The organism is Aestuariivita sp., from assembly GCF_021404545.1.
In the GTDB taxonomy this organism is placed as follows: Bacteria; Pseudomonadota; Alphaproteobacteria; order Rhodobacterales; family Rhodobacteraceae; genus Aestuariivita.
Window position 1 is genome coordinate 20,286 of the sequence record NZ_JAAWWD010000066.1, and the last position, 21,352, is coordinate 41,637.

Sequence of the window (21,352 nt, forward strand, 5' to 3'; positions counted from 1 at the left end):
CATGAAGGCGACCGCACGTCTTAAGGCGCTGATACAGAGCCCCAAACTCCTGGTAATGCCCGGCGCGTTTGATCCGCTCTCGGCCAAGCTGATCCAGGAGGCGGGCTTCGACGCGGTTCAGGCCAGCGGCCTGGGCATCACGGCAAGTCACCTCGGCTTGCCCGATGTCAGCATTCTGTCGATGCGCGAGATGGCTGAACGGACGGCGGCAATATCCAGTGCGGTGGACATTCCCTTCATGGCCGACGGCGATACCGGCTTTGGCAATGCGGTGAATGTCTGGTTTACGGTCCAGGCGATCGAGCGGGCAGGCGCCGCGGGTATCAATCTCGAAGATCAGGTCATGCCGAAACGATGCGGCCATCTTGCGGGCAAGGAGCTGATCTCCACCGCCGAGATGGCGGGCAAGATCGCGGCAGCGGCAGAGGCGCGCAGCGATCCCGATTTCATTCTCAACGCGCGCACTGACGCGCTGGCGGTCGACGGACCCGATGCCGTGGTCGCGCGGGCGCATGCCTATTTCTTCGCCGGGGCCGATATGGTGTTTGTCGATGGCGTGGACAGCATGGAAACCGTGCGGATGCTGGCTGACCGCATCGATGGGCCCCTGGCTGTGAACATGGTCGAAGGCGGCAAGACACCGCCGGGAATGACCTTTTCCAGTCTGCAAGATGCCGGTGTCGCCCGGGTCAGCCTGCCGGTCAGCCTGCTACTGGGAGCGATCAAGGGCATGCGCGCCGCGCTTGAGCACATCAAGACCCAAGGCGGAACCGGTCCCGATCAGGATATCTATGCCGATTTCACCGACACTCACCGGCTGTTGGGTATGGAAGACGTTTATGAGCTGGAGCGCCGCTTTCTCGATCAGGACGATCTGGATCGCAAATACCCGACCGGCGCGCCACGGGGCGCGCGGCCATGACCGGATCGAACAAGCCAGGATATCCTATCGGATTGGCCCAGGCAGAGGGGCGCAATGCGCGGTTGCGCGCGGGTCTCAACGGGCCCGAGCTGCTGATGGTGCCGGGGTGTTTCGACTGTTTGACGGCACGTCTGGTCGCCGCCCAAGGGTTTGCTGCGGGGTATATCAGCGGCTCTGGCGTTTCGATGACCTCACTGGGCGCCCCCGATATGGGCGTGATCTCGTACGGGGAGGTGATCGAGCGCGCCCGCCGCATCACCGATAGCGTCGATTTGCCGATGATCTGTGACGTGGACACCGGCTATGGCGGTCCGATCAACGTGATCAGGACGGTGCGTGAGATGGAGCGCGCAGGTGTGAGCGCGATCCAGATCGAGGATCAGAACTGGCCAAAGAAATGCGGCCATGAGCCGGGTCGCAACGTGGTCGGCATTCCCGAAATGGTCGGGCGCATCAAGGCGGCGGTGGACGCGCGGGACGACGATGATTTCGTGGTGATCGCAAGAACCGATGCGCGGACCGCGCTGGGATTGCAGGCCGCGCTGGATCGTGCCGCAGCCTATGCCGAGGCCGGGGCCGATGTGATCTTTGTCGAATCGCCCGAGAGCCGCGAGGAGATGCGCCGGATCAACGCCTGTGTGGACCGGCCTTGTCTGGCCAATATGGTCGAGGGCGGGCGCACGCCGATCCTGCCGGCGGATGCACTGTCCGCATTGGGGTATCGGCTGGCGATCTACCCCAACTCGCTTACCCGGCTGATCGCGCATCAGGGTGCGCGCCTGTTGCAGGTCCTCAACCAGACCGGCAGCACGCAGGCCATGCAGGGCGCCATGCTCAGCCATCGCGAGCTATGGGATCTGTTCGACTATTCAGACTGGACAGCGCTGGAAGAGAAGTTCGCGGCAGCGGACTGACCGCATAGCGGCGGTCTGGCCGGCCGAAGGGACGCACAACAAGAAAACACGACCACAACAGAGAGGAGACCAAGATGACCCACCTAGTCCAGAAGTTTAAACGAGGCGCATTCGGGTGTTTGAGCGTCGCTGCGATCTGCGGTGCCGCCAGCATCGCCAGTGCGGAAACCAGGCAGCTGTCCATCGGCGCAACCAGCCAGGCCTCGTCGCTTTATGCCTATCATGTGGCGGTGGCTCAGGTGCTCAACACAGCGTTGGACGATGTCAATGTCAGCGTTGTCGAAACGGGCGGGGGGCTGGACAATATGCGCCGCCTCAGCGAAGGGCAGGTCGACTGGGGCATGATGGCAGAGCCGGATCTGTTTGAGTACTACAAGGGTCTCGGCCCGTTCGAAGGGCAACCCAATCCCGATTTCCGCACCTTCTGGACCACGACGCCGCTGGCCTATTTCTTTGTTGTGGATGTCGAAAGCGATGTGCAGGCAATCGGCGATCTTCAGGGTCAGTCGTTCAACGGTGGCGGGCGCGGGTCCGGCACGGAGCGCGCCTCTTTCGAGGGGCTGGGCGCGCTGGGGGTTGAACCCGACTGGTTCCGGACCGGCATGAGCGATGCAATCACGGCCTTTCAGGACCGGCGCATCGTCGGTTTCACCAAGGCGGGCCCGCCCGCGTCACCCGACAGCGCCATCCTGAACGCGCAGACCGCCCGCGACATCCGCATCCTGAACTGGACCGACGAGGATATCGCCAAGGTTCAGGCGCAGTATCCGCATTTCGACTTTATGCAGGTCGACGAGACCCCCTATGAGACCGGCCCGATGAACCTGAGGGTCGTGTTCATTACCATGGGCACCACCAAGGATATGCCCGAAGACCTAGCCTATGACATCTACAAGGCCGTGGTTGAGAACGTCGACAAAGTCGCCGAGTCCTATGGGGCCATCGCGGGCCTGGATATCGTCCAACAGACGTTAGAGCGCGCCCAGACACCCCTGCATCGCGGCGTGGTGCGCTATCTGCGCGAACAGGGTCATGAGGTGCCCGAACGGCTGTTGCCGCCGGGTCTCTAAGCCTGCCGGTTGGCCCCTCCCAAGCGGGATCGGGCCAGCCATCGGCCATTGACCCATTTGACGCCACAAGAGGGCCGCCATGCCGGATGCCATAACCCAGACGAAGACCGACCCGGTTCGTCACCCCGGCGACCGCTCGCTCCGGTGGTCGTGCATTGCGGCGCTGGCGGTGGCGATGACTGGGTTTCACCTTTATACCGGGGCGTTCGGCGCGTTTCCCGACCTGATCCAGCGGGCGCTGCATGTCGGCGGCACGTTGATGCTGGCCTTCCTTCTGTTCGGATTTCGAGGCCAGGACGCGCGGGGCATGCCCTTGAAGCTGATCGATGCGCTGTTGGCCGCACTGGCCGCGTTTGGGGCGCTTTACATCGTGTTCAGCTATGACCGGCTAATGGGTTTCACGTTCCGCGCCAACACTGTCGATTTCGTTCTGGGCATCGTCATGACCCTGCTGGTGCTGGAAGGGTGCCGACGCGTTGTCGGCTGGACAATACCCATTCTGGGTCTGCTTGGCCTTGGCTATGCGCTGCTGGGTCCGGTACTGCCCGACGTGATCGCCCATCGCGGCCTTGATCCGAAACTGGCGGCAGAAGTGCTGTACCTGTCGAATCGCGGCCTCTTCGGGATGGTGACCGGGATATCGGCCAACGTGATCGCGTTGTTCGTGATCTATGGTGTCTTTTTGTTGCGGACCGGGGGCGGGCAGACCTTTATGGATATCGCCATGAGGATCGGTGGGCGCAGCACTGGGGGCGGTGCCAAGGTCGCGACGATCTCCAGCGCGATGTTCGGCAGCGTGTCGGGGTCGGCTGCGGCGAATGTGGCCACCACCGGTGCCTTTACCATTCCTTTGATGAAGCGTCTGGGCTACCGGCCGTCCTTTGCCGCCGCTGTGGAATCTGTCGCCTCCACCGGAGGGCAGATCATGCCGCCGATCATGGGTGCGGGCGCGTTCATCATGGCCGAGCTGTTGGGGGTCAGCTATGTGTCGATCATGGTCGCGGGGCTTATTCCCGCGATGCTGTATTTCCTTGGCTGTCTCGCGGGGATCCATTTCGAAAGCCTGCGGCTGGGCTATCGCCCTGTCGATGCAGCACAGATGCCGCAGCTCACCAAGGTTCTGACCCTGCGCAAGGCGGGGCCGGTGCTGGCGTCCCTCTTCGCCCTGATCGCCTTGATGGTGAATGGCTATTCACCAGCGCTGGCGGCCTTTTCTGCCATTGTTCTGCTGGTGGGCCTTTATGTGATCGCGGCAGAGTCCGGGTCGGATCTGGTACGGCGGATCAAGAGCCTGGGCGCCACGGTGATCGACGCAGGCATAGCTCTTGTCACTATCGCGGTTCTGATCGCGGGGGCGCAGATACTGCTGGCGATGATCTCGACCACCGGGCTTGGCGTGTCGTTCACCAATTCCATCATCTCTCTGGGACAGGACCGGCTGATGCTGTCGCTGATACTCGCGATGTTGGTGTCGATGCTGCTTGGCACAGGTCTGCCCACCGCGGCGGCCTATCTTCTGGCCGCCGCGGTTGTGGCCCCGGCTCTGGTCCGCCTGGGGATCGAACCGATCGGGGCCCATATGTTCATCTTCTATTTCAGCATCATCGCCGGGCTGACACCGCCGCTCTGCGCCACAGTCTTCATCGCGGCGAGCATGGCGGGCACCGATTGGGTCCGGGCGTCGTTGCTGGCTGTTCGGCTGTCGCTGGTCGCGTTCATCATTCCGTTCGTCTTCGTCTTTCATCCCGAATTGTTGATGTCTGGCACTGCCCCGGCCATCGCGCTGCATTCGATCACCGCGCTGATCGGTGTGATCGTGATCGGGGCGGCGATGGCGGGGTATCTGTTCGGACCGCTGAGGTTTGTCGAACGGATCGCGCTTGCCGTCGCGGCGTTCGTTCTCATCTTGCCCGGCCTCACCATGACGCTGATCGGCGCGGGCCTGCTCGGTGCGGTGGTGCTTTACCACCGGATGCGGATCGCCAAGGCACCGCCACAGTCACAAAGGATATCCCCAGATGCGAAACCATAACGGCAGACTTATCAAGGAAACCTTGCAGGAGATGCTGGACCCGGCGCGCACGGCGGTCATTGCCATCGACATCCAGAACGATTTCTTTGCGCCCGAGGGGGTTTTTGCGCGCGCCGGACGGGACATGGGACTGGCCAATGGACAATTGCCCGTGATGGTCGACCTGATCCGCAAAGCGCAGGACTTGGGGGTGATGACGGTCTTTGTCCGTCAGGTGACGCTGCCGGACAGCCAGGGCGACAGCCCTGCCTGGCTGCGGCTCAAGCTGCGCGACGGCAAAAGCTCCGACTACACCCTTCCCGGAAGCTGGGGCGCTGCCTTTTGTGACGGGATTATCCCCCGCGCCCAAGATCCGGTGATCGACAAGATGCGGCCCGATGCCTTTCACAAGACCGCCCTGGACCTGGTCCTGCGCGCCAACGGGATCGAGACGGTCGTGTTTCTGGGCGCGAACACCGAAGGATGCGTTGAATCCACCGTCCGCAGTGCCGCGCATCACGATTACTATACCATCGTTGCCGAAGATGCGGTCGCCAGCAGCAATGCGGCTTATCACGATGCCTCGCTCGCGCTGATGCGCAACCGCTTTATGGTGGCCCCGTCCGAGGAGATCTTGACGCTCCTCGTCCGGGCGGATGGAGCCTGAGGGATGAGCCACGCCACGGCACCCGCCGGGCCGCTGAGCGGCTTCAAGATATTCGAGGCGACCGCATTCATCGCGGCCCCCCTTGCGACCATGAGCCTTGCCCAGCTGGGTGCGCAGGTTGTCCGGTTCGATGCGCCCGAAGGCGGTCTGGATTATCGCCGCTGGCCGCTGGCTGCCTCGGGCACCAGCCTCTATTGGTCGATGCTGAACCGCGGCAAGGCGTCGACCACGCTTGATCTGCGCGCGGCTGAGGGCCGTGAACGGGCGGCGGAACTGATTGCGGCCACGCCGGGCGGTGGCGTCTTTGTCACCAACCTACCGACCAAGGATGCCCTGTCGCCCGCGCAACTGCTCAAGCGCGATCCGCGCACGATCATCGTGACCCTCGATGGCAGCCCCGACGGGATGTCCGCCATCGACTATACCGTTCACGCCGCCTGCGGGGCGGCGATGATGACAGGCCCGGGCAATCACCAGGGACCGATCAACAATGCGGTGCCGGTCTGGGATATCATCTGCGGGCGCACGCTGGCCATGGGGCTGCTGGCCGCCGAGCTGGAGCGCAGCCGCACCGGTAAGGGACAGCATCTGGCGCTCAGCCTGTCGGACATCGCCATGGAGTGCATGGCCAATGTCGGTATTCTGGCCGAGACCGAGCTGACCGGCGCGCCGCGCGCGCGGGATGGCAACTGGGTCTATGGCAGTTTCGGGCGGGATTTCAGATCTGCGGACGGGCGCTGGTTCATGGTCACGGCCGTCACCCGCAAGCAATGGCGCGCCTTGATTGCAGCGACCGGGCTTGATGCCGACATCGCCAGGTTAGAGGCAAGGAGTGGTCGCAGATTTGATACCGACCCGGAGATCTATGCCGAACGCCATGCCATCGGCGCGCTGATCGAGGCGTGGGCAGCCACGCGCAGCCTGGCCCAGATCTCTCAGGCCTTCGCGGGCACAGCCATCTGTTGGAGCGCCTATCGCGATACCTCCCAGCTTTTGGTTGAAGATCCCCGCGCAAGCACCGACAACCCGCTCTTTGTCAGACAGGCCCATCCCGGCCTTCCGGCGGTGCTGACAGCCCGTTCGCCGCTGCGGTTTTCTAACCATGGCGTGCTACCGCCGGGAATCGCCCCAAACCTGGGCGCGCAGACGCGTGCCGTTCTTGGGACAGCAGATACAGATTTGAAGGAATGCCCATGACACCGCCCCTGAGCCCAGCAGCCATTATCGGAACCGGCATCATGGGGCGTGGAATTCTCCAGGTCCTTGCCCAATCTGGGGCAGATGTGCTGGCCTACGACACCAACCCGACGGTGGCCCAGGCCGCACGGGACCACGCGCTTGACATGATCGCCAAGCTGGCCGCGAAAGGCCGGTTGGATCCCGCCATCGCGCGCAGCGCGCCGGATCGTATCCGGGTCATCCATGACCTGCGGGACCTCTGCGGGTGCACCCTCGTGATCGAGGCGGTCGCCGAAGAGCTTGCGGTCAAGCAGGCCTTGCTGGCCGAGCTGGAACAGATCGTCGCCCCTGAATGCATATTGGCCAGCAACACCTCGTCGTTGATGATCTCAGCCATCGCGGCACGGTGCGCGCATCCCGGACGCGTCGCCGGGTTTCACTTCTTTAACCCGGTGCCCTTGATGCAGGTGGTCGAGGTGATTGCCGGTGAACGCACCTCCGAGGCGGTGCTGAAATCTTTGTCGGAGTTCGCCGAAGCATTCGGCCACACCGCGGTGCGCACGGCGGATACGCCCGGCTTTCTGGTCAATCATGCGGGACGAGGCCTCACGACCGAGGGGTTGCGCATGGTGCAGGAACGCATCGCCACCCCATCACAGATCGACCACATCCTGACCAAGGCCGCAGGGGTCCGCATGGGACCATTTTCGCTTCTGGATCTTACCGGGCTGGACGTGTCGTCCAGGGTGTTCGACCTGATCTATGACGGCTTTTATCATGAACCGCGCTTTCGCCCGCAACCGATCCTGCATCGGCGGGTCGCAGCAGGCCTTTACGGTCGCAAATCGGGAGAGGGGTTCTACACCTATACGGCCCAGGGCCAGGCGCAGCCTGTCGCCGAGGCCGCAGTGCCGCCGGGCGATGGCGGGGCGGTTTGGCTGGGCGCAATCGAGGCGCCCTGGCGGGATCGTTTGATATCCCTCTTCCCGCCCCAAGCCATTGATGGCGGCGCCGCACCCGGCGCACAAAGCGTCATCATCCTGGCGCCTATAGGCCACGACACCACGACCGAGGCATCGGCACGGAACTTGGATGCCGCAAGATGCGTGTCAATCGATCCGCTCTTTGGTCACGGCCCGGATCCGTTTTTGACGGTGATGCCCACGGTCGCGACCGACGCCGCCGCCCTTTTTCGTGTGACAGGCTGGCTTGCCGACACCCACGCCCTGGCGGTGATCGCCGACAGCCCGGGATTTGTCTGTCAGCGCACGGTTGCGCTGATCGTCAACATTGCCTGCGATCTTGCACAACAGGGCATCGCCAGCGTCCACGACATCGACGCCGCCGTGCGCCTGGGGCTGGGCTATCCGACCGGCCCGCTCACCTGGGGGGACAGCATCGGGCCGAGCCATATCCTCCTGATTCTGGAGCGGATGCACCAGTTCTACGGCGATCCACGCTATCGCCCCAGCCCATGGCTGAAACGCCGCGCGATGCTGGGTCTGTCGCTGCGCGCTGAACCGAGTTTTGACCCGCTGGCACAAAATCCAGGGCGGGCGTCCGGAGCCGGTGCGAAATAACTTGAAAAAGTATTAAAGATAAGTCTACCATACAATTCAGCGCTGCCAGCCGAGGGTCGGCGGAGAAAGCGCTGAACAGACAGCAGCGCGATGTGGGAGGAGCGGAATGTCAGACAGTGGATCGGACCTTGCCCGGGCGCTTTTCAAGCCCCGTTCCGTTGCGCTGATCGGGGCATCCTCCAATCCGTCCAGCACGTCGGCCCGCCCCTTGAACTATCTGCTCAAACACGGATTTGCCGGCGCGATTTACCCGGTGAACCCATCGGTCGATGTGATCGGAGCCACCCCGTGTCATCCCAGCGTCCGCGATTTGCCGGGCCCGGTCGATCATGCCTTTATCATGGTCAGGGCCGATCGGGTCGCCGAGGCGGTCCGCTCCTGCGTTACCGCGGGGGTCACCTGCGCGACCATCCTCAGCGACGGTTTTGCCGAAGCGGGCCCCGAAGGGCGCGCTCGCGAAGCTGCGCTGATCCGGCTTGCCCGCGAGACCGGCATTCGCCTGCTTGGGCCCAATTCCATCGGGATCATCGACACGGACGGATTTACATGCAGCGCCAATGCAACCCTTGAGATGGCGAACCTGTCGCGCGGCGGGTATGGCGTGATCTCCCAGAGCGGCAGCATGATCGGTGCGCTCCTGTCTCAGGGCGAGGCGCGTGGCATCGGCTATTCGAGCCTGGTATCGGTCGGCAATGAGGTCGATCTGACGGTGGGCGAAATCGGTGCGATGATGGTCGACGACCCGCGCTGCAAAGCTCTGCTGCTGTTTCTCGAATCTATTCAGGATCGCGCGGCCCTGACCGCATTTGCGCGAAAAGCGGAAGCGGCGGGCAAGCCTGTTCTGGCTTACAAGCTGGGACGTTCCAAAGCCGGTCGCGATCTGGCCGCCACCCATACCGGCGCGCTTGCCGGGGACGACGCCACGGCAGAGGCGCTGTTGGCGCATCTGGGGATCGCGCGGGTCCGTATCCTGGAAACCCTCTTTGAAGCACCGCCGCTGTTCTTCGGGCCCGCATCCGGGGCATCTGCGGCCACCGGCGCGCGGGTGGCGGTGGTCACCACGACGGGGGGCGGTGGGGCGATGGTGGTCGACATGCTGGCCGGCGCCGCGATGCAGTTGGCGCCGCCCTTGCCGCAGATCCAGCGCATTCTGTCCAGCCATGGGATTTCGGGCGGCAGCTCCGGCCTGATCGATCTGACGCTGGCAGGAACCCGGCCTGAGTTGGTGCGCGCCGTGCTCGAGGCGTTGATGGACAGTGATCAGGTCGATGCGATCGCCATGGTGATCGGGTCGTCCTCGCAATTCCATCCCGAGTTGGCGGTGGCACCCCTGCGCGGCTTTGCGGCAGCGGCCAAGCCGCTTGGGGTCTATCTTGTTCCTGCGGCGGACCAATCGAGGCGGATCCTCACGGATGAGGGCCTGGCCGTGTTCCGAACCGCTGAATCCTGTGTCGAAGGGCTGCGGGCACGCCTGTTCCGTCGCAAACCTCAGCCCGACGTGGCCCCGCAGACGGACCTGGCCGACCAGGTAAGCCGCGCGCTGAAGCTTGTCGGCACCCGCGCTCTGGATGAGGTCGCCTCACGCGGGGTTTGCGATCTGCTGGGCATCGCGGGACCCGATGGCGCGCTGGCGACCAGCGCCGCCGAGGCCCGCGACATTTTCAACCGGCTCGGTGGGCCGGTGGTGCTCAAGATCGTGTCGGCGGATATCTCGCACAAGTCCGACAGCGGTGGTCTGCTGCTGGGGCTGACCGAGGCCTCCGCCGTTGTGGACGGGTTCAACGCGCTGATGCGCGCCCAGGCCGAGGCGCATCCCGACGCCGTCCTGAAAGGCGTTCTGGTGCAAAAGATGGAACGCGGCGGCGTGGCCGAGGCGTTGATCGGCTATCGGCTGGACCCCTCCATGGGTCCGATGGTGATGCTGGGCGCAGGCGGCACGCTTGCGGAAATTCTTGATGACACCACGATGCGTGTGGCGCCGGTCACTTTGCCCATCGCACGCGAGATGATCGACGAGGTGCGATCTCTGCGCGCGGCCAAGGGATACCGCAATCGCCCTGTCGGCGATCTGGAGGCGGTGGCACACGCGATTGTCGCGCTGTCGCGCCTGGCCCATTGCGGCGCCGTGGCAGAGGCGGAAATCAACCCGCTGATGATCCAAGAGCAAGGGAATGGTGTGCTGGCGCTTGATGCGCTGGTCGTGGCGCAAGGCGCCACCGCTCAGGAAACGACGGAGTCAGAGAGAAAAAAGGCCGGATGACCACCATGCAAGCACAAAGCGCCGCGCCGGACGACGACCCGCGCGCACCCCTGATCTCATTTTCCGGCATCGGCAAGCAGTTCACCGTCAAGGGCGAACTCCTGCAGGCTGTCGAGAACATCGATCTGGATGTGTATCAGGGCGAAATTCTTACGCTGGTCGGTCCGTCGGGCTGCGGCAAATCCACCTTGCTCAACATTTGCGCGGGCCTCTATCCGGCCACGGCGGGCGATGTGTCATACGCAGGAAAACCGGTGGAGCCTTACAATCCGGCGGTGGGCTATATGACGCAAAGCGATCACCTGCTGCCCTGGCGCGACGTGGCCGGGAACATTGCGATTCCGCTGGAAATCAAGGGGTTGTCGAAGCCCGAGATCAAGGCGCAGGTCGAGGAGTTGATGGAGACCGTGGGCCTGTCGGGCTTTGGCGGATCCTATCCAAACCAGCTGTCGGGCGGGATGCGCAAACGCTGTGCGTTGGCGCGGCTCCTGGCCTATGACCCCGAAACCCTGCTGATGGACGAGCCCTTTGCGGCACTGGACGCGATGCTTCGGATGCGCATGCAGATCGAGATCCGCGAACTCTGCCGACGGCTGAACAAAACGGTGATGTTTGTCACCCATGATCTGGACGAGGCCGTGGCCATCGGCGACCGCTGCGTGGTCTTTACCGGCCGACCGGGCACGATAGAACGCGTGGTCGACGTGCCGCTCGCCCCCGATCGGAACATCCTGCATCTGCGCAAGGATCCCGACTACCGCACGATCACAGCCGACCTGTGGGATGTGCTTGCCCCATCCATCACGGAGGACCGCTGATATGGAGACGCCAAGCAGAACGTATATCTGGGTGCTGCGCGCGGCCTTCCTTGTCTCGGTGCTGAGCTTTTGGGAGTTTTCGTCTGGCCGTCTGGCATCGGAATTCTTCATCAGCAGCCCCAGCGCCATCGCGGTTCAATTCAGCCGGTGGGTGATGTCGGGCACCATCTTTTACCATGGCGCGATCACCCTGATCGAAGCCCTTGGCGGGTTCCTGCTGGGCGGGATGATCGGGATGATCTTCGGCGTGTGGCTGGGCCGGGCCGAACTGGTGGCCGAAGTGCTCGATCCGTTCATCATGATGTTTTATTCGCTGCCGAAGGTCGCGCTGGCGCCGCTTTTTGTGCTGTGGTTCGGCATCGGGATCGACATGAAGATCTATTTGGCCGCGACCATCGTGTTCTTTCTGGTGTTCCTGAACACCTATACCGGCGTGCGTGCGGTCAGCCGTGAACAGGTCGCCATTCTGCGTCTGATGGGGGCAACCGAAAAGCACCTGTTGTTCAAGGTGGTGCTGCCTTCGGCGATCACCTGGGTGTTCACCGGGCTCCGCCTGTCGGTGCCCTATGCGCTGATCGGCGCGATCGTGGGTGAGCTGATCGCCTCCAATCGCGGACTGGGCTATCTGCTGGCAAACTCGGCAGGGCAATTCGACACGACCGGCGTCTTTGCCGCTCTGATCGGCATCATGATCATGGCGTTCTTTCTGAACGCCGCGGTCAAGCTCCTGGAGGCCAAGGCCATGCCCTGGCGAGACCTGAACTCCAAACGCGAAATGTCGATCTGACGAAAATCACCTCGGGGCCTGGCCCCGCAAAATGGCCACGGATCCAAACCGGGGCGTTCACACCGACAAGGAGGAAAGAATGACACTGCTCGAGAAAATCAAACAGGGTGCCGCCGCGGCGGCCATGGCGGGCGCACTTGCGCTTGGGGCCGCACAGCCTGTTCAGGCTGAGGACAGGGTGAATTTTGCCATGCCCAGCGTCGGAATGCTCTATCTGCCGGTCTATGTGGCCGATGTGATGGGCTATTTCGAGGAGGCCGACATCGACGCCAACCTGCAAGTGTTCAAGGCTGGCGGCGGCACCGCGATGGCGGCGGTGCTGGGTGGCGACATGGATGTCTATATCGGCTCCACCTCGGCGGCGTTGCGGGCTGCTTCCAAGAACACCAACACTGTGATCATTGGCGCGATCATGACGCAATATGCGTCCAATGTGGTCATGCGCGGTGAGTTCGCCCGCGAGAAAGGTCTGACCGCCGACAGTACCATCGAAGAAAGACTGGCCGCGCTTGAAGGTGCGCGTATCGGTGTCACCGGCGCGGGCAGCGGGACCCACCAGTTGGCGCTGTATATGCTGACCGAAGCAGGTCTGGACCCCGAGCGTGACGCCACGGTTGTCTTTGTCGGCGGCGGCAACGAAATCCTTGCGGCCTTTTCGCGCGGGCGGATCGATGCCTTTACGCTGTCGAACCCGACCAGCGATACCGCCATCGCAAACTATGACGGCTATCTGCTGTTCAACACCGCGGCGGGGCAGCTTCCCGCGCTGGATGGGCACCTTTATATCTCGGTCAACAGCCGTCAGGGCTGGATCGACGAGAACCCCGATCTGGCCAAGCGGATGATGGGCGCGATCCAGCGCGCGCAAACCGCCATGCACGACCCGGCGCTCACCGAAGAGATCCGGGATAGGGTCTACGACAGCACCTTCCCCAGAGTGGAGAAAGCGCTTTTCGATCAGGCCTGGACATCTGTTCTGCCGGCCTATCCCAAATCGCAGGCCATCACGCGCGCGCAGATGGAGCGGGTCGTGACCTTCCTCAACAGGTTCTCGGAAAACAAGCTTGACGGTCTCGATATCGATGCGGCGTTCACCAACGACATGTTGGAAAGCCCGTCGAACTGAGATCCGCTTAACAAGCGTTGGCTTCGGCTGACGCTGACGTTCGCCTCGGTCCACGGGGCGGGCGTTCGACTGCAAGGACGATAGCTTCGGGAGGGATGGACGATGTCCGACAAGCTTGAAAAATGGCAAGGCCATGTGCCAGACGAGGAGCTCGCGGTTTACCGAAAGGGAGGCTTTGGCGCACGCATCGGTTTTGGCGAACGCCCCGCCTTGCTGAACATCGACACGACTTGGATGTTTGTCGACCCGTCCTACGATATGTGCGCGCGCGAAATGCCCGAGCTGCGCCGCGCGATCATTGAGCTGACCGGGCAATTCCGCGACCTTGGCCTGCCGGTCTACTATAGTCGGCGCGACAACCGGAATCATCCTGTGCGGCGCGGTATCTGGAACCACAAACTCTCTGTTGCCGAAAGCCACGGGTACACCACGGACACCCGCGCCGACGCATGGCCCGATGACTATGCACCCACGCCCGCCGATGTGATTATCGAAAAGAACAAACCCTCGTGCTTTTTCCAGACCCCGCTTGAGTCCTTCCTGCGCTATGATCGGGTGGACACCCTGGTCGTGGTCGGCATCTCGACCAGCGGCTGTGTGCGCGCCGCCGTGACGGATGCGTTTTCCCACAATTTCCGGGTGATCGTGGTCGAGGACGCGGTCGGAGACCGGAGCCCTTCGGCGGGTCTGGCCAGTTTGTTTGATATGGATATGAAGTTTGCCGACGTGGAAACTCAGGCTTATGTCAGTGCCGAGCTGACCGCCCGCTACGGTTGATTCTCAGCAGGGATGGCGCGCTCTGGCCACGCAGCTTTCTGATACTGCTGGCGCCCGTTCCAACGAAAGGACCGCATCTTTAGACCTTGGGATCAAACACCAGGGGCCAGGGCGCCTCGATTGCGGCGGCAAGGGTGGCCACGAGATTGGGCAGCGCTTCGGGCGACGACCAGAGCTTGCCCCCTTCGGGATGCGCTTCGAACGCGGCTTCGCGCGCCGCCAGGATCGTGACCAGATTGATATACATGAAGATAAAGCGCTGATTGAGGATATCGGCAGGCAGACCGGGCAGGCAGGCGCGCATGTGATCGAGGCTGCGACGATAGCCGATGTTGCTGTGCCCGTCCAATGCCTCGTCCATCAGGCGGCGGTGGTTGATCTGCAACGCGACGATGAAACGCATATGTCCAAAACCGCTGGGCGCACTCTCTTCTCCCTGCGGAAGGGTTTCGACATCCACCAGCATCTTGATGATGTCGCGAACCGTGATCGTCTCCCCTCTGGCCTCCAACGCGTCCAGCGCTTTGCGTCGCGCGGTGTCGCTGCGATTGGCTCCATCAAGGACCAGTGCGCGGATCAGCCCGTCCTTGGACCGGAAATAGTAATGCAGCGATGCCCCGTTGCGCAGCCCGGCTTCGGCCACGATATCGCGGACCGAGACACCGTCGATGCCCCGCTTTGAAAACAGGCGCTGCGCGGATGCCTTGAGGCGTTCCTCGGCCGGGTCTGCCGGAGCGTTCTTCTGCGGGGCGTTGTTGCGGGTCATGGATGCCTTCTGCCTTTGGAATGGATCTTCTAACCGAATGTCTGCGGCAGGAACAGGATCACCTGCGGTGCCAGCACCAGAACCAGCAGCACGATCAGATCCATAAGAAGAAACCACAGAATGCCGCGGAAGATCGCCGAGGTGGAGACCAGGTTTCCCACCACCGACTTGATGACGAATACGTTCATTCCGATGGGTGGTGTGATCATCCCGATTTCCAGAAGTTTGGTGAGGATAATACCAAACCACAAAAGCTCGAACCCCGCGTCCGAGACGATGGGCAGGACAATGGGCAGGGTCAACAGCATCGCGCCGATCGGTTCCAGAAAGAGGCCCAGCAGCAGGTAAAGCAGCACGATGCCGAACAGGATCGTCATCGGACCCGCCTCTGCCGAAAGCACGAGATCGCTGAGAAAGCCGCCGGTGCCCGACAGGGCAAGGAACCGCGTCAGCAAACTGGCGCCAATACCGATGATGATCAGGGTTGAGGTGGTCAGAACCGTTTCCACAATCGCATCGGTGAACCGCTTCCAGGTCAGGCTGCCCCGCAGGGCCGCGATCAGGGTTGCCAGCGCCGCGCCCACCGCTCCGGCCTCCGTCGGGGTGAACACGCCCGAGAACAGCCCGCCGAAGATCCCGATCATCAGCAATAGAACCGGCCAGGTTTCGCGCAGGGCGAATAGCTTTTCGGTCATGCTTGCACGGTCGTCCAAGGACGGCGCGAGCGCAGGATTCAGCCAGACCCGGATCAGCACGACGATGACATAGCCAATTGCCGTAAGCACGCCTGCCGCGATCCCGCCGAGAAACAGCTGTGTCACCGAGACCTGGGCCACGATGCCATAGAGGATGAGGATGATCGACGGCGGAATAAGCGCCCCGATCGTGCCGGCGACGGCCACCGTGCCGGTGGCCAGCTCGGGATGGTACTTCGCCTTCAGCATCTCAGGGACCGCGATGCGTCCCATGGTGGCCGAACACGCCACGGACGACCCCGAGACGGCCGCGAACCCTGCAGAGCCAAAGATCGCTGCGATGGCCAGCCCCCCCGGCAGGCCTGACAGCCACAACCGTGCCGCGTTGAAAAGACCCTGTGTCAGTTGGGTGTGATAGCAGATAAAGCCCAGCAGCAGGAACATCGGTACCGAGGACAGGATCCAGTTCGCCGAAAACTGATAGGGGATCACCCCCAGCGACCCCCAGGCGACACGCCAGCCAAGAAGCGCCCAGAGGCCACAAAAGGACACGCCGATCAGAACCGGTCCGATGGGCATCCTGAGCGCGATCAGCACCAGCATCAGTGCCAGCGCCAACAGCCCGATTTCGACGCCGGTCATGAACGGGCTCCGTGTTCTGTATCTTCGTCAAGCCCGTCCGGTCGACCGGTCAGATAGCTGCCGAACCGCAGCAGCAGAACCGCGGCCATCAACCCGGTACCAAGCGGAAGCGCGAAATAGGCAGGCCAGACAGAAATGCGGGTGGCACCCTGAATCTGGCTGGCGCCCAGATCCCAGGCTTTAATCGCCGCGTCAAAGGTGCGCCATGCGATCAGCCCCATAACCGCGGCCGTCAGCAACAGCATCCAGCCTTTGAGATGATGGCGCAGCCGTGCAGGCATCAGCTCGGTCAGCACTTCGACCGAGATATGTGCGCGCCGACGCTCGGCAAAGGCCATGGGCAGAAAGGTCGCGAGGATCATATAGTAGTAGGTCACCACGGTCAGAGTCCCGGTGAGCGGCCGATTGAAGACATAGCGCATGACCACGTCGGCGGTGACATGGACCATCATCAGGGCAATGGAGATACCGCCCAGAATGGTCGCTGCGCGTGACAGTCCCGCCACGGCCCGGCCCAGATAATGCATGAGGCTGCCTCTTGTCCAAGGGGCCCCGGCCACACCACGCGGGTCTGGCCGGGGCGGTTCGTCACTGACCGTGAGTGGTGACGTCTACTTTTGAGTAGAGTTCGCTCCAGTAGAGGTCGGCCAGCGCCTCGGCGCTGTAGATTTCCTGTGTCAGGTCGACCCATTTCCGCAGCAGCGGGCGGAATTCTGCAAGCATCTCTTGGGCGCGCGCCACGCCCTGGTCCTGATACGTGTCGCGCAGCGTGGCGAGGTCATCCTCGACAAAGGCCGCGGTCCGTTCCAGCACGGCTGTGTCGGGCTCGTGAATCTCCACCCCGGCGGCGCGGATATTTTCAAGCACCTCGTCCTCACCCACCTGATAGGCCCATGTGCTGACTGCGGACGCTTCGGCGCTCGCACGCATCACCGCGCGCCGTTCATCCGCGCCAAGGCTTTGCCAGGTGTCGCGGTTCATGTTGGACAGAGAGGCCACATACACCCCGCCCGGCGCACCGATGGTGATGTGTGTCACGGACTCGCCCATGCCGAAGTTCTGCACATCCGGCACCGACAACAGGATGCAGTCGAGCACGCCTTGCGACAACGCTTCGAGCATTTCATTGCCGGACATGGTGACCGGGGTCGCGCCGATGGCCTGTGACCAGCGCGCCCAGTTCGCGCCGCCGATGCGCAGGCGTGCGCCGTCCAGCTCGTCCATCGTACTGACCTTCCTGGTGCAGTTGAGCGCATAGCCCGGTGTGCCAGCAGCGCCGGTATAGACCTGGTTCTGCGCCGCGAATTCAGCGTTGCATTCCGGGCATTTGGTCAAAATGAACTCGGCCATTGCCCCGGCATAGGCCAGACCGGCGACACCGCGCGCCTCATCGCCCATCGTGTTGAGCAGCATCGAGGCGTCGAGGATCATGTTTGTATGCGGATATTCGGCGGTGAAATAGGTGCTCATCACCGCGCCGATATCGGCCAGCCCTTCGCGCAGCCCGGCCGATGTTTCGGCCATCGACAGCAGCGACATCGGGAAAACGCGCGCGCCGAGCGCGCCGTCGGTCTCTTGCGACAGGACGTCGGCAAAGCGTTCGCCGCCGGCGATGAGGTACGAGCCCGGCGGGTGGCCGATGGCAAATGTCAGCTCACGCGCTTCGGCAATGGTGACACTGAGGGCAAGCGCGGTGGCGGTCAGCCCCGCGGCAAGGTGTCGGGGTTTCATCATGTGGTAGTCCTCCCTTGGTAATGCGCGTCCGGTGTGTCTGGTCGCCTGTGTTCGGACGCGTTCCGCGTCCAGCGCGCCTGCGTCGTCATTCGATAGCCCAGGCAGGTATATGCGGCGTCGATCAGGGCCTGCCCGCGCACGTTGCGCGGTGACAAAAGCAGCCCCGGACCCAGCCGGTTCATGGTGTAGCCAAACGCCAGCCCGGCATCGGGATCGGCGAACGCCACCGATCCGCCCGCGCCGATATGGCCGAACGCATGATCGCCAATCAAAAAGCCCTCACCGCTCCGTGACGCGGCGCGGTTGTCCATACGCAGCATGAAACCTGGACCGAACCGGGTCGGAACCCGCAGGGTTTCGTCGCAATGCGTGGCCGAGGAGGCCTCGGCGAAATCGGCGACCTGATCGGGGCAAAGCCCGATCTTGGTGCCGCCCTCGACCAGCGCGGCAAAAAGCTTGGCAAGGCTGCGCGCATTGCCGACACCGCCCGCCGCGCCGATTTCGGCGGCGCGCCCGGCGCGGGTATTCACCCCGCGCACCGCCCAGTCGCCCGAGTTGAAGGTGAAGGCGTTCGTTACCGTCCCTGTTTGCCGCGCGGCCTCCATAAAGGCGCTGGCAGGCTCGTCCCGACCGGGGCGATAGGGCAGCACGGGCGCGACCCGGCCCTCTTCCGAGGCAGGCAGGCCTATGTGGAAGTCCAGCCCGAGAGGCGCGGCGATCTCATTGCGGAACACCGTACCGAGGCTTTGGCCCGTGACGCGACGGACGACTTCTCCGATCACAAAGCCATAGGTCAGCGCATGATAACCGACGCGTGTGCCCGGGGTCCAGTACGGCGCCTGTCTGGCCAGAAGATCGGTCATATAGGCGGTGTCGGTCAGCGCGTCTGGCTTGACCGTCTCGCGCAACGCAGGCAGGCCCAGGCTGTGATCGAGCATCATCCGCAGGGTGGCGCCTGCCTTAGCTGCCAGCAGCTCGGGCCAGATATCGCGCAAGGGCGCGTCGAGATCGAGCGCCCCGCCCGCGGCCAGCACATGTGCGCAGAGCGCCGTCGCCGGCTTGGTACACGAAAACACGACATGCACCGTGTCGGCCTGCCAGGCCCCACCTTCGGGCGCGACCGATCCGCCCCACAGATCGACCACGCAGCGCCCGCCAACCACCAGCGACACCGACGCACCAAGCTCGTCACGCGTGTCGAAATTCTCTGCGAAAGCAGCGCGAACCGGTTCAAACCCCGGCTCTATGTGCCCGTGAATCGCTTTGTCCGGCAACTGTCCCCCTCCTGTCCGGGCATGGCCCGACCGTTCCAACGCACTCAAGAAATTGACGTCTTGACACATTTATACGGCTGTTTAAAACAATCATTTTAGTACGCTACCCAGAATGATCTGCTTGTCAAGAGGCTGAGATTTAGGATGGCCCGGCCCAATCGCCGCGGAGGAGAGAGAGACGATGACCGACACATCTGGACTGGCACAGGACCGGCACACCCGGTTTTCCGAGGCCGTTGCGATTGCCAATGTGCCCACCCTGCTGATGGTGCTTGTCCAGATGACGGGTGATCTGCGCTGGCTGGATGCGCCCTATGCGCCACAGCGCGGGCGCGGCCTGGACGACAATGACAGTGGCGGGTTGCCCGCCGACGTGCAGGACGAGATCCGCGCCGCCGCCTTCGACGCGATGACCGCGTGGGACCGGGGCACGCCCCTTGCATTGCCCGAACCGTCGCCAGAGATACTGGCACGCATGCTGGAAGTGTCGATGGGTGAGCCGATCCCGCCGGAATATGGTCGCAACGTGGCCGCTGGTCTGGGGATCGGTCCCGATGCGCGGGTGCCGCGACGGCTGAACGTACCCAAAGGGTTTCGCGCCATCATCATCGGTGCGGGCGTGTCGGGCATCTGTGCCGCCATCCGGTTCAAACAGGCGGGCATCCCGTTCGAGATTTTCGAGAAGGACGCCTCGGTCGGCGGGACGTGGTACGAGAACCGCTATCCCGGATGCGGTGTGGACACGCCAAACCACCTCTATTCCTTTTCCTTCGCGCCGCATGACTGGCAGCACTATTTTGCCTTGCGCGACGAGCTTTACGAGTACTTCCACGGCGTGGCCGAGGCCCACGGTATTCTGCCGCATGTCCGGCTGAACACCCCGGTGCAGAAGGCTGAATGGGATGCGGACACGCGGTCCTGGCAGGTGACAATCCAGACCCCCGAAGGCCAGACCGAGACCCATCAAAGCGATATCGTCATCTCTGGCGTGGGGGTTCTGAACATCCCGCACGTGCCGCCCATTGACGGGCTGGACAGTTTTGACGGTCCCAGCTTTCACACCGCCCAATGGCCCGAGGCGTTCGACCTGGCCGACAAGCGCGTCGCGATTGTCGGCAACGGGGCCACGGCGATGCAGGTTGTCCCTGCCATCGCCGACGAGGTCTCGCATCTGACGATCTTTGCCCGGTCCAAGCAATGGGCCGCGCCATTCCCCAAGTTCCGCCAGGAGGTGCCCGACGCGATCCGCTTCCTGCTGAGCGAGGTGCCTCTCTATCAGGCGTGGTATCGGCAGCGCCTGGCATGGACCTTTAACGACCGCATCCACCCCTCGTTGCAAAAGGACCCGGATTGGCCTTACCCCGAAACCGCGCTCAATGCCGAGAATGACGCGCATCGCCGACATTTCGTCAGCTATATGCGCCAGGAGCTTGGCGACCGTCAGGACCTGTTGGACAAGGTGATGCCCGACTATCCGCCCTTCGGCAAGCGGATGTTGCTGGACAATGGCTGGTTCCGGACCGTGGCGCGCGCCGATGTCGATCTGGTCGCGGAGCGGCTGGCGCGGATCGAGGGCCGGACCCTGATCGCGGGCGATGGGACGCGCCACGAGGCGGATGTGTTGATCCTCGCAACCGGGTTCAAGGCCACGGCGCTGTTGTCGTCCTACGAGGTGCGTGGGCGCAATGGCCTGAGCGTGACCGAGGCCTGGGACGGTGATGACGCGCGCGCCTATCTGGGAACGGCGGTCAGCGGGTTTCCCAATTTCTTCACCCTGCTGGGGCCGAATGTCGGGCTGGGACACGGGGGCAGTATCATCACACCCATTGAAAACCAGATGGACTACGTGATGAGCCTGCTGGAGCAGATGTTCGAGGCCGGCATCGAGACGGTCGAGGTGCGCGAGGATGTCTACCGCACCTATAATGAAAAAGTGGATGCCGCGCATGAGCGCATGGTGTGGACCCATCCCGGGATGGATAACTGGTATCGCAACACGCGCGGCCGGGTGCTTGCCATCACACCGTGGCGCAACGACGATTTCTGGCGGATGACCCGCCATGCCGCGCTGGACGATTACCTTGTTGCAAAGCATCGCCCCAGCCAAGACGCCGTGGCCTGAAGCCCGAC

At 63.1% G+C, this 21,352-nt stretch carries 18 protein-coding genes; 13 read left to right on the top strand and 5 right to left on the bottom strand.

Annotated elements, in window-relative coordinates:
• Position 1: 1 nt before the first annotated feature.
• The 12 genes from HEP69_RS21525 (at position 2) to HEP69_RS21580 (ending at position 14,111) form a co-directional block, all read left to right on the top strand.
• Entirely contained in the window at positions 2-922 is a 921-nt protein-coding gene (locus tag HEP69_RS21525) for an oxaloacetate decarboxylase (protein ID WP_290560571.1), read from the top strand.
• A complete protein-coding gene (locus tag HEP69_RS21530) occupies positions 919-1,836 on the top strand; it encodes an oxaloacetate decarboxylase (protein ID WP_290560572.1) in 918 nt (305 codons plus the stop codon). Before HEP69_RS21525 ends, HEP69_RS21530 begins: the two co-directional genes overlap by 4 nt.
• 74 nt (positions 1,837-1,910) lie before the next feature.
• The gene (locus HEP69_RS21535; protein ID WP_290560573.1) at positions 1,911-2,906 is read left to right on the top strand and encodes a TAXI family TRAP transporter solute-binding subunit; all 996 of its coding nucleotides are present in this window, start codon (positions 1,911-1,913) and stop codon (positions 2,904-2,906) included.
• A 79-nt stretch (positions 2,907-2,985) separates the two neighbouring features.
• Positions 2,986-4,938: a TRAP transporter fused permease subunit gene (locus HEP69_RS21540; protein ID WP_290560574.1), complete on the top strand. Its 1,953-nt coding sequence runs from the start codon at positions 2,986-2,988 to the stop codon at positions 4,936-4,938.
• Positions 4,925-5,584 carry a cysteine hydrolase gene (locus tag HEP69_RS21545; RefSeq protein WP_290560575.1) on the top strand — a complete coding sequence of 220 codons (660 nt, stop codon included), beginning with the start codon at positions 4,925-4,927 and terminating at the stop codon, positions 5,582-5,584. The genes HEP69_RS21540 and HEP69_RS21545 overlap by 14 nt, the downstream gene beginning before the upstream one ends.
• A gap of 3 nt (positions 5,585-5,587) precedes the next feature.
• Positions 5,588-6,781 carry a CoA transferase gene (locus HEP69_RS21550; protein WP_290560576.1) on the top strand — a complete coding sequence of 398 codons (1,194 nt, stop codon included), beginning with the start codon at positions 5,588-5,590 and terminating at the stop codon, positions 6,779-6,781.
• Positions 6,778-8,343 carry a 3-hydroxyacyl-CoA dehydrogenase gene (locus HEP69_RS21555; protein ID WP_290560577.1) on the top strand — a complete coding sequence of 522 codons (1,566 nt, stop codon included), beginning with the start codon at positions 6,778-6,780 and terminating at the stop codon, positions 8,341-8,343. The genes HEP69_RS21550 and HEP69_RS21555 overlap by 4 nt, the downstream gene beginning before the upstream one ends.
• 106 nt (positions 8,344-8,449) lie before the next feature.
• A complete protein-coding gene (locus HEP69_RS21560) occupies positions 8,450-10,603 on the top strand; it encodes an acetate--CoA ligase family protein (RefSeq protein ID WP_290560578.1) in 2,154 nt (717 codons plus the stop codon).
• Positions 10,600-11,421, top strand: a complete 822-nt coding sequence (locus HEP69_RS21565) for an ABC transporter ATP-binding protein (protein WP_290560579.1) — start codon at positions 10,600-10,602, stop codon at positions 11,419-11,421. The genes HEP69_RS21560 and HEP69_RS21565 overlap by 4 nt, the downstream gene beginning before the upstream one ends.
• A 1-nt stretch (position 11,422) precedes the next feature.
• Positions 11,423-12,208: an ABC transporter permease gene (locus HEP69_RS21570; protein WP_290560580.1), complete on the top strand. Its 786-nt coding sequence runs from the start codon at positions 11,423-11,425 to the stop codon at positions 12,206-12,208.
• 79 nt (positions 12,209-12,287) lie between these two features.
• Positions 12,288-13,334 carry an ABC transporter substrate-binding protein gene (locus HEP69_RS21575; RefSeq protein WP_290560581.1) on the top strand — a complete coding sequence of 349 codons (1,047 nt, stop codon included), beginning with the start codon at positions 12,288-12,290 and terminating at the stop codon, positions 13,332-13,334.
• A gap of 102 nt (positions 13,335-13,436) precedes the next feature.
• Positions 13,437-14,111, top strand: coding sequence for an isochorismatase family protein (locus tag HEP69_RS21580; protein ID WP_290560582.1), 675 nt, complete (start codon positions 13,437-13,439; stop codon positions 14,109-14,111).
• A gap of 79 nt (positions 14,112-14,190) precedes the next feature.
• Here HEP69_RS21580 and HEP69_RS21585 read toward each other — a convergent pair whose 3' ends face one another.
• From HEP69_RS21585 to HEP69_RS21605, 5 genes are all read right to left on the bottom strand, one after another.
• Positions 14,191-14,877 carry a helix-turn-helix domain-containing protein gene (locus tag HEP69_RS21585; protein WP_290560583.1) on the bottom strand — a complete coding sequence of 229 codons (687 nt, stop codon included), beginning with the start codon at positions 14,875-14,877 and terminating at the stop codon, positions 14,191-14,193.
• Between the two features lie 29 nt (positions 14,878-14,906).
• Positions 14,907-16,214: a TRAP transporter large permease gene (locus HEP69_RS21590; protein WP_290560584.1), complete on the bottom strand. Its 1,308-nt coding sequence runs from the start codon at positions 16,212-16,214 to the stop codon at positions 14,907-14,909.
• Positions 16,211-16,741 carry a TRAP transporter small permease gene (locus HEP69_RS21595; protein ID WP_290560585.1) on the bottom strand — a complete coding sequence of 177 codons (531 nt, stop codon included), beginning with the start codon at positions 16,739-16,741 and terminating at the stop codon, positions 16,211-16,213. Before HEP69_RS21595 ends, HEP69_RS21590 begins: the two co-directional genes overlap by 4 nt.
• A gap of 61 nt (positions 16,742-16,802) precedes the next feature.
• Positions 16,803-17,948, bottom strand: a complete 1,146-nt coding sequence (locus tag HEP69_RS21600) for a C4-dicarboxylate TRAP transporter substrate-binding protein (protein WP_290560586.1) — start codon at positions 17,946-17,948, stop codon at positions 16,803-16,805.
• Positions 17,945-19,222, bottom strand: a complete 1,278-nt coding sequence (locus HEP69_RS21605; protein ID WP_290560587.1) for a serine hydrolase domain-containing protein — start codon at positions 19,220-19,222, stop codon at positions 17,945-17,947. The genes HEP69_RS21600 and HEP69_RS21605 overlap by 4 nt, the downstream gene beginning before the upstream one ends.
• Positions 19,223-19,403: 181 nt before the next feature.
• On the opposite strand from HEP69_RS21605, the gene HEP69_RS21610 reads away from it, so the two are divergent.
• A complete protein-coding gene (locus tag HEP69_RS21610; protein WP_290560588.1) occupies positions 19,404-21,344 on the top strand; it encodes an NAD(P)/FAD-dependent oxidoreductase in 1,941 nt (646 codons plus the stop codon).
• The last annotated feature ends 8 nt before the right edge of the window (positions 21,345-21,352 follow it).

Coding starts and splice junctions, on each gene's coding strand:
- HEP69_RS21545 (WP_290560575.1), top strand. CDS start 4,925: ATGCGAAACCATAACGGCAGACTTATCAAGGAAACCTTGCAGGAGATG.
- HEP69_RS21570 (WP_290560580.1), top strand. CDS start 11,423: ATGGAGACGCCAAGCAGAACGTATATCTGGGTGCTGCGCGCGGCCTTC.
- HEP69_RS21530 (WP_290560572.1), top strand. CDS start 919: ATGACCGGATCGAACAAGCCAGGATATCCTATCGGATTGGCCCAGGCA.
- HEP69_RS21610 (WP_290560588.1), top strand. CDS start 19,404: ATGACCGACACATCTGGACTGGCACAGGACCGGCACACCCGGTTTTCC.
- HEP69_RS21585 (WP_290560583.1), bottom strand. CDS start 14,877: ATGACCCGCAACAACGCCCCGCAGAAGAACGCTCCGGCAGACCCGGCC.
- HEP69_RS21575 (WP_290560581.1), top strand. CDS start 12,288: ATGACACTGCTCGAGAAAATCAAACAGGGTGCCGCCGCGGCGGCCATG.
- HEP69_RS21565 (WP_290560579.1), top strand. CDS start 10,600: ATGACCACCATGCAAGCACAAAGCGCCGCGCCGGACGACGACCCGCGC.
- HEP69_RS21540 (WP_290560574.1), top strand. CDS start 2,986: ATGCCGGATGCCATAACCCAGACGAAGACCGACCCGGTTCGTCACCCC.
- HEP69_RS21535 (WP_290560573.1), top strand. CDS start 1,911: ATGACCCACCTAGTCCAGAAGTTTAAACGAGGCGCATTCGGGTGTTTG.
- HEP69_RS21600 (WP_290560586.1), bottom strand. CDS start 17,948: ATGATGAAACCCCGACACCTTGCCGCGGGGCTGACCGCCACCGCGCTT.
- HEP69_RS21595 (WP_290560585.1), bottom strand. CDS start 16,741: ATGCATTATCTGGGCCGGGCCGTGGCGGGACTGTCACGCGCAGCGACC.
- HEP69_RS21550 (WP_290560576.1), top strand. CDS start 5,588: ATGAGCCACGCCACGGCACCCGCCGGGCCGCTGAGCGGCTTCAAGATA.
- HEP69_RS21580 (WP_290560582.1), top strand. CDS start 13,437: ATGTCCGACAAGCTTGAAAAATGGCAAGGCCATGTGCCAGACGAGGAG.
- HEP69_RS21590 (WP_290560584.1), bottom strand. CDS start 16,214: ATGACCGGCGTCGAAATCGGGCTGTTGGCGCTGGCACTGATGCTGGTG.
- HEP69_RS21560 (WP_290560578.1), top strand. CDS start 8,450: ATGTCAGACAGTGGATCGGACCTTGCCCGGGCGCTTTTCAAGCCCCGT.
- HEP69_RS21525 (WP_290560571.1), top strand. CDS start 2: ATGAAGGCGACCGCACGTCTTAAGGCGCTGATACAGAGCCCCAAACTC.
- HEP69_RS21555 (WP_290560577.1), top strand. CDS start 6,778: ATGACACCGCCCCTGAGCCCAGCAGCCATTATCGGAACCGGCATCATG.